This is a genomic window from Variimorphobacter sp. HTMS_6 (genome assembly GCF_059717775.1).
In genome coordinates, this window is record NZ_AP046094.1 from 549640 (window position 1) to 566955 (window position 17316).

Below are 17316 nucleotides of genomic sequence, written 5' to 3' on the forward strand. Positions count from 1 at the left end.
TTGACTAGTCAACTAGAGGTTTTAATCAGCAGAAGTTCTGCGGTTAAGACCTCTTTTTTGTTCTATATTGGTGAATATTGGTGGGAATTACGTAGATATATTATTGGTTAATGTTTAAGCCCATAGTAGAAAATGTATGAAATGAAGGAAGGACGAGAAAATGAGTAAGATTAATATTAATCAGCCCGAAGTTGAAATTCGAGAGCGAAGATTAGGATCAATCACTGGGTATGAGGGATCGGCAACGGACTTAGTTAACTCAGCTAGATCGGGATGTCTGAAGGATAGGTCAAGAGGATTTAGTCAGTGTATTGGTTGTAGCTCAGGCAATGCATTTTGTCAGTTGTCCGGAATCAGAGATGCCGCAGTTATTAACTATGCTCCAGTTGGTTGTGCGGGAGATTTTCCGAGCTTTGATTTTATTAATAGAGTCGGATTACAAGATTACGGTATTCATGACTATGTGCAGAATTTCTATAATACAAATCTGACGGAGAGTGACACTATATTCGGTGGGCTGGAAAAGTTAAGTGATACGATTCGAAAGGTATATGAGAGGGCTCATCCGAAAGCAATCTTTGTAACAACCTCCTGTGTCTCCGGTATTATTGGTGATGATGTGGAATCAGTTACCAATGAATTAGAGGAAGAGTTTGGGATTCCTGTTACTGCTTGCTTTTGTGAGGGATTTAAATCAAAGCTTTGGACGACGGGCTTTGATGCAGCATACCACTCTGTATTGAGGGGAATTATTAAGCCACCACGTCAAAAGACGAATAAGGTAAATATTATTAATTTTTGGGGAAGTCACATATTTGATGATCTTCTTAAAGAACTGGGATATGAAGCACAGTATGTGGTTCCGTATTCAAAATGTGAGGAGCTTACGTATATATCGGAGGCAGCCGCATCGATTCAGGTATGTGCAACACTTGGTTCGTATCTTGGAGCGGCATTGGAGCAATTATATGGTGTTCCAGAGATAAAATTCGCCCCGGCATATGGTGTCAAAGGAACTGATCTTTGGATGAGAGAACTTGGACGGGTGCTTAATAGGGAGCATGAGATTGAAACAATCATTCAGAGAAGGCATGAAGAGATTGAACCAAAGCTAAAAGAATATCGAAGCAAATTGCAGGGAAAAAAAGTTTATGTTTCTGCAGGTGCAGCATTTGGTCATGCGTTGATCGCCTTGTTAAATGATCTTGGAATGGAATTACAAGGTGCTTCTATTTATCATCATGATGCCTTTTATGATAATCAAGATAATAAGTCGGATGCATTAGCGAATACAATTGATCTTTATGAGGATATTCCCAAGTATCACGTATGTAATAAGCAAACTTTTGAAATCGTAAATATCTTAAATAGATTGGATATAGACATCTTAATTGCAAGACATCCTGGAATTGTAGTATGGGGGGCAAAGTTAGGAATCCCGACGTTCATTATGGACGATGAACAATTCGCATTCGGATATCAAGGAATCATTAATTATGCTGAAAAAATTTTAGATACGTTGGATTCTATCGAGTTTACGAAAAATTTAAAAAAGCATGCACGTATGCCCTACAGTAAGTGGTGGTTAGAGCAGCAACCGGATACATTCTTAGGAGGTCAAGTAAATGTCTGATTTTATTCAAAATCCCAAATACAGTTGTGCGCTAGGAGCACAGCAGTCAGTAGTCGCAATCCGAAAAGGAATACCAATTGTTCATGGTGGGCCTGGTTGCAGTGTGAAAATCTCAGGATTTTTGGGTAGAGGGCAAGGTTATGCCGGTGGAAATACCATACCGTGTACGAACGCAAGTAGTGAGGATGTTGTGTTCGGTGGTGAGAATAAATTAGATCGACTCATACAATCCACACTTAAGGTATTAGATGGGGATATCTTTGTAGTTTTGACCGGGTGTACATCAGACATCATTGGGGATGATGTTGGTACCATAGTAAAGAAATATCAGGAAGATGAGGTTCCAATTGTGTTCGCTGAAACCGGTGGTTTTAAAAGTAATAACTATGTAAGTCACAGTGTGATTGTAAATGCAATTATCGACCAATATGTAGATAAATTTTTCGATGGGGAGGAAAAGATAACAGGACTGGTTAACGTATTTGCTTCCGTACCGGATCAGGATCCACATTGGGAAGGAAATTTGGAAGAATTAAAGAGAATCTTGGAGGGGATTGAATTAAAAGCGAATATCCTATTTGGCGAACAATCGGATGGGGTGGAGGAATGGAAAACCATACCAAAAGCTGAATTCAATATCGTTGTCAGCTCTTGGCCGGGATTGGATATTGCAAAACATCTAGAGGAAAAATATAAAACTCCTTATCTGCATTTTCCTTACTTCCCGATAGGAGGAGAACAGACAACCGATTTCTTGAGGAAGGTGGTGGAATTCGGGGAGCTTGATCGCGACAAAGTTTATGGTTTTATTAAGAGAGAGGAAGATCGTTTTTATGCTCATATGGAAAAGGTAGCAGACTTTATTCTTGAGTTTAAATATGGATTACCAAGAAAGTATTACATTACTCTGGATGCTTCATATACCATAGGTTTATCCAAATTCCTGCTGAATGAACTGGGGATTTTGCCTGGGAAAATATTTATTACGGATAATACACCTGAAGAATATCGGGAAGGGATATTAGAAGAGTTTCGAAACATATCCGCATACCGGTCCGTGGAAGCAGAATTTGAAATTGACGGAGGAAAAGTATTAGAGAAAATCAAAGATGATGATAAGAGATCAAGAGTGATTATTCTCGGAACCGCATGGGAAAGCAATTATGCAAAGGAAATAAACGCGGATTTCCTCATTGTTGGAGTGCCTTTGACCTATAAATTGGTGTTGAACAGCCCTTATGTTGGATATAATGGTGGTCTCCATATTATTGAGGAAATTTACAATGGGGTTTTAAACACTTATCGGGTATAGGGTAACATCTATGATTGAATACAAAGAATAGTGTGGTTTGGCAATTGCCGATATAAGAAAGTTTGAGTGAATGATAATAAAAAGAAGAAAAAGGAGAAATGAGTATGAAAAAGAAATTGATATCAGTTATTTTAGTATTAGTATTAATCGCGGGAATTTTCAGCGGATGCTCAAATTCAAAGAGTTCTGATAGTAAAAGTACTAGTACTGAAAGTACGAATACAAAAGGAACAAAGGATGAACACACATTGACAGTTGCCTTAAGTACTTCCTTTGAAGCATTGGACCCAATCCATGGTTATGGACATGAGATCGATTCCGTATTGGATAGTATTTCAGAGGGATTATTTTATTATGATCACGATGGAGTTGTAAAGCCATTGCTTGTAAAAAGCTATAAACAATCGGATCCTACCACTTATGTATATCAAATTAGGGATGATGTAACATTCTCGGATGGCACACCACTCAAAGTAGATGATGTAATCTTTTCGTTAGAACGTCATAGAGATACCTCGAATCCATCTGAGCTTGGTTGGATGTTTGCCAATGTAGATAGCATTAAAAAGACAGGAGACTGGGAAGTTACTGTAAAATTAAAAAATCCTGATCCTGTATGGCAGGATACCTTAGCTACTTCAGCGGGTCTTGTAATTAGCAAAGCATATTATGAGAAACATAAGGATGATTTTGGAACTGCAAAGGGTGGAATCGTTGGAACTGGACCTTATGTGCTTTCCGACTGGTCAGCAGGAAATGAAATTGTTTTAACAAAAAATGAAAAGTATTGGGATAAAAATACTACGTTAGATTTTACAAAATTAGTATTTAAGATTATTCCGGATGCAACAGTTAGAAATGAAGCATTAAAATCAGGGCAGGTGGATGTAGTATCCTGGCCTCCGGTAGATTCAATTGAAACGTTAACGAAGGATAACAATGTAAAAGTTCAGCAGGTGGATACCTTTGTTTCATATTTTGTATCCTTTAATACATCGAGAAAGCCCTTTGATGATGTAAATTTAAGAAAAGCCATAGCCTACGCTATTGATAAGAAAACCATTGTTGACAGTATCTTCAAAGGCTATGCAGCCTTACCCTCTGCATTACCGTTCAATGCTTCTATTCAGGCAGCAGATAAAGATAATAAAGCATCCTGGGATAAGTATTTCTCAGGTGTAACAACATATGACTACAATGTAGAAAAAGCAAAGGAGTATCTGGCAAAAACCTCAGTTGCCAAGGGATTTGATACTTCGCTGGTTTATGAAGCAGATAATTCCGTTCAGGAGACGGTAGCACTTGCGATTAAGCAAAATTTAGCAGCATTGAATATCAATGTTGAGTTAATTGCTCAGCCTTGGTCACAATTGAATATTTTACGATATGGTGGTTCAAAAACACGCGATTACAATTTATTACTTACAGTATGGGGATCTGATTACCCGGATTCAACAGGTACGATTGTTCCTATGTATGATTCTGCTAATATCGTTGCCGGTGGTTCAAACTGGGCGGAATATAAAAATTCTGCGTTTGATCAACTGATTAAGGATCAGGCTGTAGCAAAAACTTCAGCGGATAGAGCTGTTGCTTTACAAAAAGCATTGGATATTATATCTGAGGATATTCCATATATCCCAGTTTATAATCCGAATTCGATATTTGCGACAAGCAAGAGAGTAGATTATTCCTTCTCAAGCAGCGTATTATACAATCAATTCTTTAAAGATTTTAAGTTGGCAAAATAAGAGCAGAAATGTGGAAAGGAATAGAATGTTACGATATATTATTAAAAAAATATTGCAATTAATTCCTGTTCTGTTAGTAGCCACTATACTTATCTTTGCAATGATTAAAGCATCGGGCTTGAATCCAGTATTAGCTACTCTGGGAGGGGGACGCATCTCCCAGGAGATACTGGATAATAAAATGCAAAAGTACGGATTGGATCAGCCAGTGATCATTCAATATTTTTATTGGCTGAAAAATGTGTTAACTGGGAATTTTGGCGTAAGTATCAAATATAAGACCGAGGTTTTATCTTTGATTAAAGAAAGTCTTCCAGTTACCGTTGGTCTTGTACTATTCAGTTTTATCACTGCACAGATATCAGCAATTCTTCTAGGAATATTGGCGGCTGTGAAACAGAATACGGTTGTAGATAAGATTATCACGATAATCACATTACTGTTTTTTTCAACACCGGTATTTTTTTCTGGCATATTAATTATATTCGGTCTTGCAAAATTTTTACCGAATTATGCATTTACCGGAAGCTATAATGATTTTGGAGAGTATGTACAGAGGCTTGCGCCTGCCGTCTTTGTATTATGCTTTCAGCAGATAGCATTGATAACAAAAATCACCAGAAGCAGTATGATTGATCAGTTGAATTCGGACTATATCTTAACGCTAAAAGCGAAGGGGTTAAGCAGAAGAAAAATTATATTTAAGCATGCGCTTAAAAACGGAATAATACCGGTTATTACAATATCGGGAATTCAATTTGGAGCACTGATTGTCGGTAGTGTAATGGTGGAAAATTTGTTTTCTTTACCAGGACTTGGGCGATTGCTGATACAATGCATCCTAGTTGGGGACGCAACAGTAGTGCAAGGAGTAACATTGATTGTGGTGGTGGTATTCTTATTAACAAATCTGATTGTAGATACCTTATATGCACTGATAGATCCAAGAATACGTCATCAAGAGGCATTAGTGTGAAAATAAAATTACAACATTAGGTATCATGGAGGTTTCGTGTGAAAAATTTTATTAAACAACATCGAAGTCTGTTTAGTGTTACAACTATCATCACTTCTATCGTTCTATTGATTATTATATTTGCTACGATTCTAGCTCCTTTAATCGCACCTTATGATCCGGAAAAAATGGATTTGGGTAATGTTTTAAAAAGCTTTTCGCTGCAACATTTGTTAGGAACGGATAAGGCAGGAAGAGACATTTTCTCTAGGTTATTGTATGGCGGTCGAACTACATTATTAAGTGGTCTGACGGTAGTAGGAATCTCAATTGTTATTGGTATTCCATTTGGGTTAGCAACCGGATATTATGGTGGAAAATTAGACTGGATTACTATGAAGATATGGAGTATTATCATGTCTTTTCCTGCAATTCTTTTGGCATTTGTATTAATGATGATAGTTGGAAAAGGAATTGTCCCGGCAATTATCGCGTTGGGAATCATCTATATACCAATGATATCTAGATTGACCAGATCACTAACACTGATGGAAAAAAACAAAACCTATGTAGAGGCAGCCAAAGTATTTGGATTTTCGGATAGAAGAATTCTATTTATACATATCCTACCGAATTGCTTAAGTACTATATTTGCAGAACTTACACTGGATCTGGCCTTTGCTATCTTAGATTTGGCAGGACTGAGCTTTTTGGGACTCGGTGTACAGCCACCTCAGTCCGATTGGGGGTTTATGTTAGCGGACGGACAAAAGTTTCTTACAATGCAACCGTTACTGGCGGTGATTCCGGGGGTGTGTATTATCATTGTAGTGATATCACTTAATTTATTAAGTATGGAGATACTTGCGTATGTTGATCCGAAGCAGCGAAAGTTTACTGCTTTTGCAAAGTGGAAGAAGATATCAGCAAAGAAAGTAAAGGTGGTGTCCTTAAGTGAGTAAAATCTTGAACATTGAAAACCTTCACGTAGATTTGTTGACAGAAAAGGGTATTGGTAAAGCGGTCAAAGGAGTAAATCTTACGCTGGAACAGGGAGAGATTCATGGAATTGTTGGAGAGAGTGGCTGTGGGAAGACAGTAACTGCAAAATCAATTCTACGACTGCATGAAGAAAAAAAGATAGAATATAAGGGGAATATTCTATATGGATCAGATCAAATTAATCTGTTATCGATTAAGGAAAAATTGATGAATGGATATCGTGGGCGACATATTGCTTATGTACCACAGAATCCGATGACTTCTTTTGATAATTTATATACGTGTGGTGAACAGATAGCCGAAACACTCCGCGAGCATTTGAAGTTATCAGGTAAGGAGGCGTGGAAGAAGACAGTCGAATTGTTAGAGTTAGTTGGAGTTACTCCGGCAGAAAGAAGAGCACATCAATACCCATATGAATTCAGCGGAGGCATGCTGCAGCGAACGATGATTGCTTTGGCGATTTCCTGCAATCCTGGAATTCTGATTGCAGATGAGGCGACTACAGCTCTGGATGTTACCATGCAGGCCAGAGTATTAGCACTTTTAAAGAAGCTTCGCGATGAAACAGGAATGGCGATTCTTTGTATCACACACAATTTTGGAGTCGTGGCAGAAATTTGTGACAGAGTAACGGTTATGTATGCCGGTACGGTTGTAGAGTCAGGTGATGTAAGTAGTATATTCCATAGAAGCCATCATCCTTATACTCAGGCATTGATAAAAAATATCTTGAAAACCGGAGAGAGAAAGGAACAGCTTCTTTCAATACCGGGAAGTCCACCTGAAATTACCGATTACATTGAAGGATGTCCGTACGCCTCCAGGTGTACCTATGTAGAAGAGATATGCTTTCAAAAGGCGCCACCTATTAAGGAAATAGGTAAGGGACATATCGTTTGCTGTCATATGGATTAGGCTGAGTAGAAGGAGGTGCAGGATATGGAGGAGAAGATTCTTAAGTTGGAGGATGTGACGGTATCATTTCGTAAGAAAGATAAGCAAAAAAATGAGAAGGGACTAAGTGTAACAGCAGTAGATCATGTATCATTGGCAATAGGGAAAAAAGAGATATATGGAATCGTTGGGGAAAGTGGATGTGGTAAAACTACTCTGAGCAGGAGTATTGTAGGACTGGTACCAAATGCAAAAGGCCAGATTATTCTGGATGGAGTCGATATCAATGATGAGGGTAATAAAAAGAAGAAGCGGTATCTTGATAAGATTCAGATGATTTTCCAAAATCCACTGGCTTCCTTTAATCCCAGATATACGATAAGAAAATCAATTTATGAAGTAGGTAAGCTTAATAAAATTCCTAGCGAGGTGCTAAAGAAGAAACTTGAGAACTTGTTACAATATTCGGGTCTTCCTGATGCAATGCTAGATCATTACCCAAATCAATTAAGTGGAGGGCAATTACAGCGATTTGCCATCTGCAGGGCATTGATTGTAGATCCGGAGGTGCTAATTGCTGATGAGGCAGTATCTGCCCTGGATATATCAATTCAGGCACATATTTTAAATCTACTATTGTATTTAAGGGATAAGCTAAATCTCACCATTGTATTTATATCCCATGATTTGAATGTAGTTGAACATATATGCGATAGGGTAGCTGTTATGTATCTTGGGGCAATTGTAGAAATAGGGGACAAAGTAGAACTGTTTTATAATACAAAGCATCCGTACACAAAACTTTTGCTTCATTCTAAAACAAAAGAAAATCCGGATGAAGTGCGTGATGAGGAGTATGTATTTGAGGATGTGCCTAATATCTTTGAAGTGAACTCCAAATGTCGATTTTCCTCCAGATGTCCAAAATTTACGAGCGGTATCTGTGATGTGAAATCTCTGGAATTAAAGAAAGTGAATCAAAATCATTATGTGGCGTGTCATTTCGCTCAGGAAGAGCAAAGTGATTACGGAATATATCAAGAAGGTATATAGATTTTAGGCTGTTGTAGATAATAATTCTTTTATAATAGAGTGATATTGCGAAACAGTATGGTGGCAATCTCACTCTATTATAAGTAAGAAAGATTATTTAACTACAGTCTATTTTTTGTGTAAAAATACCCGAAGTTGTGGGAAAATATGTTTAATGAAAGAATTATTGTAAAAAAATATCCTTTCATACTACCATAATAAACCTTAATGGACATATGTCCTTTAAGAATGTTTGTGAATCATGTATATAATTAATAGTAAGTTATGTTTTTTAATATTAAAAAATACTATTAGAGACGCTAAGGAGAACATGCGCCATGAATACAGAACAGATCATTAAAGCAGTTGACCATACACTTCTTTTACAAACTTCAACCTGGGAGCAGATTAAAACAATTTGTGATGAAGGATTGGAATATAAAACAGCATCCGTTTGCATTCCTCCTTCCTATGTAAAAAGAGCGAAAGAGTATGTTGGAGATAAGCTTGCAATCTGTACCGTTATCGGTTTCCCGAACGGATATTCCACAACCGCGGTTAAGGTATTCGAGACAAAGAACGCGATTGAAAACGGAGCGGATGAAATTGATATGGTCATTAACTTGGGCGATTTGAAAAACCAGCGTTATGATGAGTTGTTGAGTGAAATCAAAAGTATCAAAGTAGCCTGTGGGGATAAAATTCTTAAGGTTATCATTGAAACCTGTCTCCTTACTGAGGAAGAGAAGATAAAGATGTGTGAAATCGTCACAAACTCAGGTGCTGACTTTATTAAAACCTCAACCGGCTTTTCTACAGGAGGTGCAAACGAAGCTGATTTAAGATTATTTGCAGCAAATGTCGGCAAGGATGTGAAAATCAAAGCAGCAGGTGGAATTAAAAACCTGGAAACAGCGGAACTCTTTATGAATATCGGAGCCTCCAGATTAGGAACTAGCTCCATAATCAATATAGTAAAGAATAATGAAGTGACTGGATATTAATTCGGTTACGAGATATCAGTGAAAGAAATTATTACATAACTAGAACAAAAAACTACAAATAACAAAGATGTTCATATAAGAATTAAAATATTACATAGAACGGAGAGATATTATGCCAATACCTACACCTCATATCACAGCAGCGAAGGAAGATTTCGCAAAAACAGTATTAATGCCGGGGGATCCGCTCAGAGCAAAGTATATTGCAGAAACCTATTTAGAGGATGCAAAATTAGTGAATAATGTTCGAGGAGTGCAGGGCTATACCGGTACATATAAAGGAAAAAAAGTATCCGTTATGGCGAGTGGTATGGGAATGCCATCCATCGGAATTTACTCATACGAATTATTTAATTTTTATGATGTGGATAATATCATTCGTATCGGAAGTGCTGGTGCAATTTCACCGGAATTAAGGCTTCGTGATATTGTAATCGGTTTAGGCGCATGTACGAACTCCAATTATGTGGACCAATATAAATTACCGGGAACCTATGCTCCAATCGCATCTTTTGAGCTTGTTACGAAAGCTTACGAAGCAGCCAAGAATCACGGTCTTGAGGCGAAGGTAGGAAATATCTACTCCAGTGATACCTTTTATGATGATGCATTAAGCTTGGCTGAGTGGCAGAAGATGAATGTTCTTGCAGTAGAGATGGAAGCAGCTGCATTATACATGAACGCAGCAAGAGCCGGTAAGAATGCACTGTGTATCTGTACCATTTCAGATTGTCCGTTAACAGGCGGAGAGGAATGTACTGCAGAAGAAAGACAGTTAACCTTTACAAAGATGATGGAAATTGCCCTTGAGATAGCTTAAGAGGGGAATTATAAGATAGAAAGCAATATTAACACGTAAGTTTGTGGCTTTATTAATATAGGCACAAACCAGATTAAAGGAAAGCATCATAGAAATTCTGAATGAATTATGATGTTTTCTTGCTATGTTGATGAAAGGCATGGTGGTAAGGATGAAAACAAAACGAGTATTTTTGACTGTCCTTGATAGTTTTGGTATCGGATATCTTCCGGATGCTGGAGATTATGGGGACGTGGGTAGTAATACATTACAAGCGGTAGCAGGGAGTGAGAAATTCCATACACCCAATATGGCGAAACTGGGATTGTTTAATATTAATGGTGTAAATAGTGGAACCCCTTGCGAAAGTCCGATGGGAGCATTTGCTCGGTTAACGGAACAGTCAAAGGGTAAGGATACTACAATCGGTCATTGGGAAATTTCCGGTGTTGTATCACCGGAACCACTTCCGACATATCCGGAAGGTTTTCCAGAGGATATTATCAATGAATTCTCCAGATTAACCGGTAGAAAGGTGATTTGTAATAAACCCTATTCAGGAACCAAGGTAATCGATGATTACGGCAAAGAGCATGTTGAGACCGGAGCACTGATTGTTTACACGTCAGCGGACAGTGTATTTCAAATTGCAGCACATGAGGATGTAGTGGCACTTGAGAAATTATATGAATATTGTCATATTGCGAGAGAACTATTAATTGGAGAGCACGGTGTGGGAAGGGTGATTGCAAGACCATTTACAGGAACCTATCCGGACTTTAAGAGAACTCCGAACCGACATGATTATTCCATCACACCACCCAGAAGGACAATGTTAGATTATTTGAAACAGGGCGGTTTAGATGTGATTGCAATCGGAAAGATCAGTGATATCTTTTCCGGTAGCGGTGTCACAGAAAGCTATACCACGAAAAATAATGAGGATGGAATGAATCGTACCATAGAGATGTTAGATAAGGACTTTAAAGGACTATGCTTTACAAATCTCGTAGACTTTGACATGGTTTACGGACATCGTAATGATGTAGAGGGATACGCAAATGCGTTAACTGAATACGATATTCGCCTTGGACAGTTTTTAAACAAGATGGGTGACGAGGATGTTCTGATTATTACAGCTGATCATGGATGCGATCCTTCCACAGAGAGTACGGATCATTCCAGAGAATATGTTCCTGTGATGATATATGGCAAAGCAATCAAGCCGGCGGCTGATTTAGGAACCAGAGCATGCTTTGGAGACATTGCAGCTACTATTCTGGATATCTTCGGGGTAGAAGGAGAAGTAAACGGTACTAGTATGGTACCATTTATTGCTACTGATTTAACTTAAGGCTAAAGAGAGGAACTATGACAATATGAGAATGTATGACATTATCGCTAAAAAGAAGTATGGCTCAGAATTAAGCGCTGAAGAAATTAAATTTGCGATTGATGGGTTTGTAAAAGGTGAAATACCGGATTATCAGATGTCCGCATTTTTAATGGCAGCATATTTTCAGGGTATGACGGAAAAGGAAACGGTTTCGCTCACAGAATGTATGGCACACTCCGGTGATACCATAGATCTCTCTGAGATAGAGGGAATCAAAGTGGACAAACACAGTACCGGTGGGGTAGGAGATAAAACAACACTGGTAGTAGCGCCAATTGTAGCTGCTTGCGGAGTCCATGTTGCGAAGATGTCCGGAAGAGGACTCGGTCATACCGGCGGTACGATAGATAAGTTAGAATCAATTCCTGGTTTTAATGTAGCGATTCCACGCGAGAAATTTATTGATACAGTGAAAAAGACAGGACTAAGTGTTGTCGGACAAACCGGTAATCTTGCACCGGCGGATAAAAAGCTTTACGCGTTAAGAGACGTAACAGCGACGGTGGATAGTATCCCATTAATTGCTTCCAGTATAATGAGCAAGAAGCTTGCAGCTGGAGCAGATTGCATTTTATTAGACGTGAAAACAGGCAGTGGAGCGTTTATGAAATCGGTGGAGGAATCCATTCATCTTGCAAAAGTAATGGTCGGTATTGGGTGGGGCGCAGGCAGAAGATGTACTGCCCTTGTGACAGATATGGATATTCCGCTTGGGTTTGCAGTTGGCAATTCACTTGAGGTGATTGAGGCAATTGATACATTAAAGGGAGTAGGCCCTGAGGATCTGACCGAATGTTGCTTAGAGTTGTCAGCTAATTTATTAGTATTAGCGGATAAGGGTGATTATGCGCAGTGCATGGCGATGGTGAAAGAAGTTATTGCAAATGGTTCCGCATTTGAAAAGCTATGTGATATGGTTAAAGCACAGGGCGGTGACAGTTCAGTTTTAAGAGACACTTCTCTGTTTGGAACTTCAGAAGTTATACATGAGGTAAAAGCTTCCTGTGACGGATTTATTGAATCAATGGATACTGAAGCAATCGGTATCTCCTCAGTAATTCTTGGTGCAGGTAGAGAAACCAAGGAAAGTGCGATTGATTATAAGGCAGGAATCATGCTAAAGAAGAAAACAGGAGATTATGTAAACGTAGGAGATGTTTTAGCGGTGTTCTACACCGAAAAATCCTTCGCTATCAGTGGTGCAGAAGAACAATATCTGGGAGCATTGACTTTCTCAGAATCTAAGCCTGAGAGCAAGCCTTTACTTTATGCGAAGGTAGAAAAAGAAGAAGTTACCGTTTACTAATTGAAATATACGAGTCCTAAGGTATAATAAATAAGGACCAAGATAAGGAATAGTAATGGGCCAAATTCAATTATGTTGAGGGAAGCCTATTCTAGAATAAATAAAACATTTTAATGGGAGGTTGTTTATGAAGAAGTTTTTAGCTTTACTACTGGCTCTAACCATGGTCGCTACAGTGCTTGTAGGCTGTGGAACTCCTGCTTCCGCAGGCAGTGAAATCGCACTTATCACCGATAAGGGTAACATTGATGACAAGTCCTTTAACCAGGGAGCTTGGGAAGGCGTTGTAAAATTCGCGAAAGAGAATAAGATCAGCCACAAGTACTTTAAGCCGGAGGAAGCTTCCGATGCAGGTTATCTTGCTGCAATCGATTCCGCTGTAAAAGCAGGTGCTAAGGTTGTAGTTACACCTGGTTTCCTTTTTGAAGTACCTGTATATCAGGCACAGACAAAGTATCCTAATGTTAAGTTTATCCTTCTTGACGGTGCACCTCATACAACTGACTACAAATACAAAACTGAGTCCAATGTAGCCAGCGTTATGTATGCAGAAGAGCAGTCCGGTTACCTTGCTGGTTACGCTGCCGTAAAAGATGGTTACAAAAAGCTTGGTTTCATGGGTGGTATGGCAGTTCCAGCGGTACAGGCTTACGGTTATGGTTTCCTTCAGGGAGCTGAAGCTGCAGCAAAAGAGCTTAATCTTGGTGATGGTGCAGTATCTGTAACTTACCACTATACCGGTAACTTTGAAGAAAATGATACAAACAAAGCATTTTCTAAGACAATGTACCAAGAAGGTACCGAAGTTATCTTCGCATGTGGTGGTTCTGTAGGTAAGAGTGTTATGGCTGCAGCAAAAGAATCTGGCGCAAAAGTAATCGGTGTTGACGTAGACCAGAGATATGACAGTGAAACTGTTGTAACTTCTGCTATGAAGGGACTCGGTGCTTCCGTTATCTCCGTTCTTGAATCCATCTACAAAGGTGATTCTTGGACAACTTATGCTGGTAAAACTACAGTATTCAATGCATCTAATGCAGGTGTAGGTCTTCCTACTGAAGTAATTGGTGATGCAAAGGGTAACGCATTCGACAGATTCAAAACATTTGATAAAGCTGCATATGATACAGTTTATGCTACCTTAAAGGATGGTTCTGTGAAGTTAGTTCGTGAGCTTAAGATTAAAGATGCGAACGGTGTAGCTACAGCAGATGAGCTTAAAGCAGGTCTTTCTCTTGTAAAGGTTACTGTAACTACAAGATAATTCATGTAAGTAAAAAGCTTTATTATGGGATAATCCAAAGGGAAAGGAATTCTCTTTCCCTTTGGTATCACATAATTACAATTAAAGTTATTATACAAACACAAAAGAACTTTTTAAGTATAATAGATAACATATTTACTCGAATCGATACGGTACCTATTATGCTTAAATGAGATTTTATATAGATTACGAACAAGAAACTGCATAACTCCTTATATTTATAAGATGACAGTGAGGTAAGAATGGAAAATTATATTATAGAAATGCTTCACATAACCAAAGAATTTGGTGGATTTAAAGCAAATGATGATATTACCCTACAGTTAAAAAAAGGTGAGATACATGCATTGCTCGGTGAAAATGGTGCCGGTAAATCTACACTGATGAGTGTACTGTTTGGACTCTATCAGGCAGAACAGGGTGAAATTAGAAAGAACGGCGAATTGGTTACAATTAATAACCCGAATGACGCAAATCGTCTTGGAATTGGTATGGTACATCAGCACTTTAAGCTGGTTGAGATTTTCTCGGTATTAGAGAATATTATCCTCGGTGTAGAACCAAATAAAGTGGGATTTCTACAGAAGAGAGAAGCAAGAAAGAAAGTAATTGAACTCAGTAAGCAATACGGACTTCAGGTAGATCCCGATGCAATTATTGAGAATATCTCGGTTGGTATGCAACAACGTGTTGAGATATTAAAAATGCTTTACCGTGAAAATGAAATTCTAATCTTCGACGAACCAACAGCGGTACTTACACCGCAGGAAATCGAAGAGCTGATGGAAATCATGCGTGGATTTGCTAGAGAAGGAAAATCAATTCTGTTCATCACGCATAAATTAAATGAGATTATGGCAGTTGCTGATCGATGTAGCGTTCTTCGTAAAGGAAAGTACATCGGAACAGTGGATATAAAAGATACATCGAAGGAAGAATTATCCAAAATGATGGTGGGCAGAGATGTCAGCTTTAAAGTGGATAAGAAGGAGCCGGAGCTCGGTGAAGTGGTACTATCCGTTAAGGATCTTACCATGCCTTCGAAAACAAGTAAAAAGAATGCGGTGAAGAATGTATCCTTTGATATTAAAGCAGGAGAAATTGTATGTCTTGCTGGTATCGAAGGGAACGGACAATCAGAAGTAATATCCGCAATTACTGGTCTTGAGAAGATCAAGGAGGGAAGTGTTTCTTTATTAAATAAGGACATTACCAAATTATCGATTCGAGAGAAGACCAAAACAGGATTAAGCCATATTCCTGAGGATCGCCATAAGCATGGACTTGTGCTGGATTATACATTGGAAGAGAATATGGTGCTTCAGCGCTATTGGCAACCGGAATTCCAGAAAGCCGGCTTTGTTAAAAAGAAAGAAGTTAGAGCTTATGCAGAAGAATTAATTGAGCATTATGATGTTAGAAGCGGACATGGATCAGTATCAATAGCCAGAGGTATGTCCGGTGGTAATCAACAGAAAGCAATTATCGCACGAGAGATTGATAAAGATCATGAGCTTTTGATAGCGGTACAGCCAACAAGAGGTCTTGACGTCGGTGCGATTGAGTTCATACATAAGCAATTGGTTGCGACGAGAGATGCAGGAAAAGCGGTTCTATTGATGTCCTTTGAGCTTGACGAGGTTATGAATGTGAGTGATCGTATCCTTGTTATGTATGAAGGAGAAATTGTTGGTGAGCTTAATCCGAAGGAAACTACGATACAGGAACTTGGACTTTATATGTCCGGTGCGAAACGAAATGTAAAGGAGAAGGAATATGCGTAAAAGTACATTTTCTCCCAAATTACGAAGTCAAGCGGCTATGCTGACAAAAAGTAAGGGCTTCTCCGCATTCGGAGCCGCTCTGCTGGCAATCGTTCTTGGTTTGATATTTGGATTTATAGTAATGTTGATTGCAAGTCCTGTTAATTCATTTTATGGGTTTACTACTATGATTTTAGGAGGGTTTAGTGATCTTGGCGATGTGTTTTACTTTGCAACACCAATTTTAATGACCGGTTTATCCGTAGGCTTTGCATTTAAAATGGGACTTTTTAACATCGGTGCTTCCGGACAATATACGTTTGGTATGTTCTTTGCACTCTATGTTGGTTTTATGGTTAAACTTCCTACCGGTATTCACTGGATAGCTTGTATCGTAGCTGGAATGTTAGGTGGTATGCTATGGGGATTCATACCTGGTTTACTGAAAGCCAAGTTAAATGTACATGAGGTTATCACTTCCATCATGTTCAACTATATCGGTATGTATCTTGTGGATATGTTTATCACAAAGAATCCTAAAATGTATGAGGCGAATATGACAAGAACCAAGTACTTGCCTGACACAGCGCAGATTCCTTCTCTACATGTTCCCAATTCAAATGTTAATTTAGGAATTATATTTGCAATTATTATCGCAATCATTTTATATATTGTATTAAATAAGACAACCTTTGGTTATGAATTAAAGGCAACCGGCTTTAACAAGCATGCAAGTAAATATGCCGGTATGAATGACTCAAAAAACACAATCCTTACGATGACAATCGCAGGTGGGTTAGCTGGACTTGGTGGTGCATTTGCAATTCTTGCTCCATCTACCATTGCAGGAAGTAGTATGACCTATGAACCGATTAATATTATCGCAGCGAATGGCTTTAACGGTATTGCGGTTGCATTGCTTGGTAGCTCTAATCCAATCGGTATCATATTCTCCGCATTGTTTATCTCTCATATCCAAAGAGGAGGTTCTCTGGTAAGTAGCTTCTTTGGTTATAAACCGGAGATTATTGATGTTGTAATTGCTGTTATTATATACTTCTCAGCATTTGCGATGCTTATGGGCGCAACCTTTGCAAGATTAATCAGAAGACCGAAGGATAAAAATAAGAATTCAGAGATTATAACAGACAAAGAGAATATAGTGACTGATGATATCTTAAGCAAGGATAAGGAGGCATAGG

At 38.6% G+C, this 17316-nt stretch carries 14 protein-coding genes; all 14 read left to right on the forward strand.

Going from position 1 to position 17316, the window contains the following annotated elements; all coding sequences use genetic code 11:
- The first annotated feature begins 160 nt into the window (after positions 1–160).
- The 14 genes from AC6IWN_RS02450 to AC6IWN_RS02515 all read left to right on the forward strand — a co-directional run bounded on the left by AC6IWN_RS02450 (position 161) and on the right by AC6IWN_RS02515 (position 17315).
- Positions 161–1633 (forward strand): nitrogenase component 1, encoded by a 1473-nt coding sequence (locus AC6IWN_RS02450; RefSeq protein WP_497990721.1) that lies wholly within the window; start codon positions 161–163, stop codon positions 1631–1633.
- Positions 1626–2945 (forward strand): nitrogenase component 1, encoded by a 1320-nt coding sequence (locus AC6IWN_RS02455; RefSeq protein WP_497990722.1) that lies wholly within the window; start codon positions 1626–1628, stop codon positions 2943–2945. Before AC6IWN_RS02450 ends, AC6IWN_RS02455 begins: the two co-directional genes overlap by 8 nt.
- Before the next feature lie 104 nt (positions 2946–3049).
- Entirely contained in the window at positions 3050–4696 is a 1647-nt protein-coding gene (locus AC6IWN_RS02460; RefSeq protein ID WP_497990723.1) for an ABC transporter substrate-binding protein, read from the forward strand.
- A 25-nt stretch (positions 4697–4721) separates the two neighbouring features.
- Complete coding sequence (locus AC6IWN_RS02465) at positions 4722–5672, forward strand: ABC transporter permease (protein WP_497990725.1); 951 nt, start codon at positions 4722–4724, stop codon at positions 5670–5672.
- Between the two features lie 38 nt (positions 5673–5710).
- On the forward strand, positions 5711–6613 hold the full coding sequence (locus tag AC6IWN_RS02470) for an ABC transporter permease (protein ID WP_497990727.1): 903 nt from the start codon (positions 5711–5713) through the stop codon (positions 6611–6613).
- Complete coding sequence (locus AC6IWN_RS02475; protein WP_497990729.1) at positions 6606–7571, forward strand: ABC transporter ATP-binding protein; 966 nt, start codon at positions 6606–6608, stop codon at positions 7569–7571. Before AC6IWN_RS02470 ends, AC6IWN_RS02475 begins: the two co-directional genes overlap by 8 nt.
- Before the next feature lie 24 nt (positions 7572–7595).
- Complete coding sequence (locus tag AC6IWN_RS02480; RefSeq protein ID WP_497990731.1) at positions 7596–8603, forward strand: ABC transporter ATP-binding protein; 1008 nt, start codon at positions 7596–7598, stop codon at positions 8601–8603.
- A gap of 317 nt (positions 8604–8920) precedes the next feature.
- Complete coding sequence (deoC, locus tag AC6IWN_RS02485; protein WP_497990733.1) at positions 8921–9586, forward strand: deoxyribose-phosphate aldolase; 666 nt, start codon at positions 8921–8923, stop codon at positions 9584–9586.
- A 112-nt stretch (positions 9587–9698) separates the two neighbouring features.
- Positions 9699–10406: a purine-nucleoside phosphorylase gene (gene deoD, locus AC6IWN_RS02490; protein ID WP_497990735.1), complete on the forward strand. Its 708-nt coding sequence runs from the start codon at positions 9699–9701 to the stop codon at positions 10404–10406.
- 151 nt (positions 10407–10557) lie between these two features.
- Complete coding sequence (locus tag AC6IWN_RS02495) at positions 10558–11739, forward strand: phosphopentomutase (RefSeq protein WP_497990737.1); 1182 nt, start codon at positions 10558–10560, stop codon at positions 11737–11739.
- A 25-nt stretch (positions 11740–11764) separates the two neighbouring features.
- Positions 11765–13087, forward strand: a complete 1323-nt coding sequence (locus AC6IWN_RS02500; protein WP_497990739.1) for a pyrimidine-nucleoside phosphorylase — start codon at positions 11765–11767, stop codon at positions 13085–13087.
- A 127-nt stretch (positions 13088–13214) separates the two neighbouring features.
- Complete coding sequence (locus AC6IWN_RS02505) at positions 13215–14351, forward strand: BMP family lipoprotein (protein WP_497990741.1); 1137 nt, start codon at positions 13215–13217, stop codon at positions 14349–14351.
- Positions 14352–14593: 242 nt separating this feature from the next.
- A complete protein-coding gene (locus AC6IWN_RS02510) occupies positions 14594–16135 on the forward strand; it encodes an ABC transporter ATP-binding protein (protein WP_497990743.1) in 1542 nt (513 codons plus the stop codon).
- On the forward strand, positions 16128–17315 hold the full coding sequence (locus AC6IWN_RS02515) for an ABC transporter permease (RefSeq protein WP_497990745.1): 1188 nt from the start codon (positions 16128–16130) through the stop codon (positions 17313–17315). Before AC6IWN_RS02510 ends, AC6IWN_RS02515 begins: the two co-directional genes overlap by 8 nt.
- Position 17316: the final 1 nt, after the last annotated feature.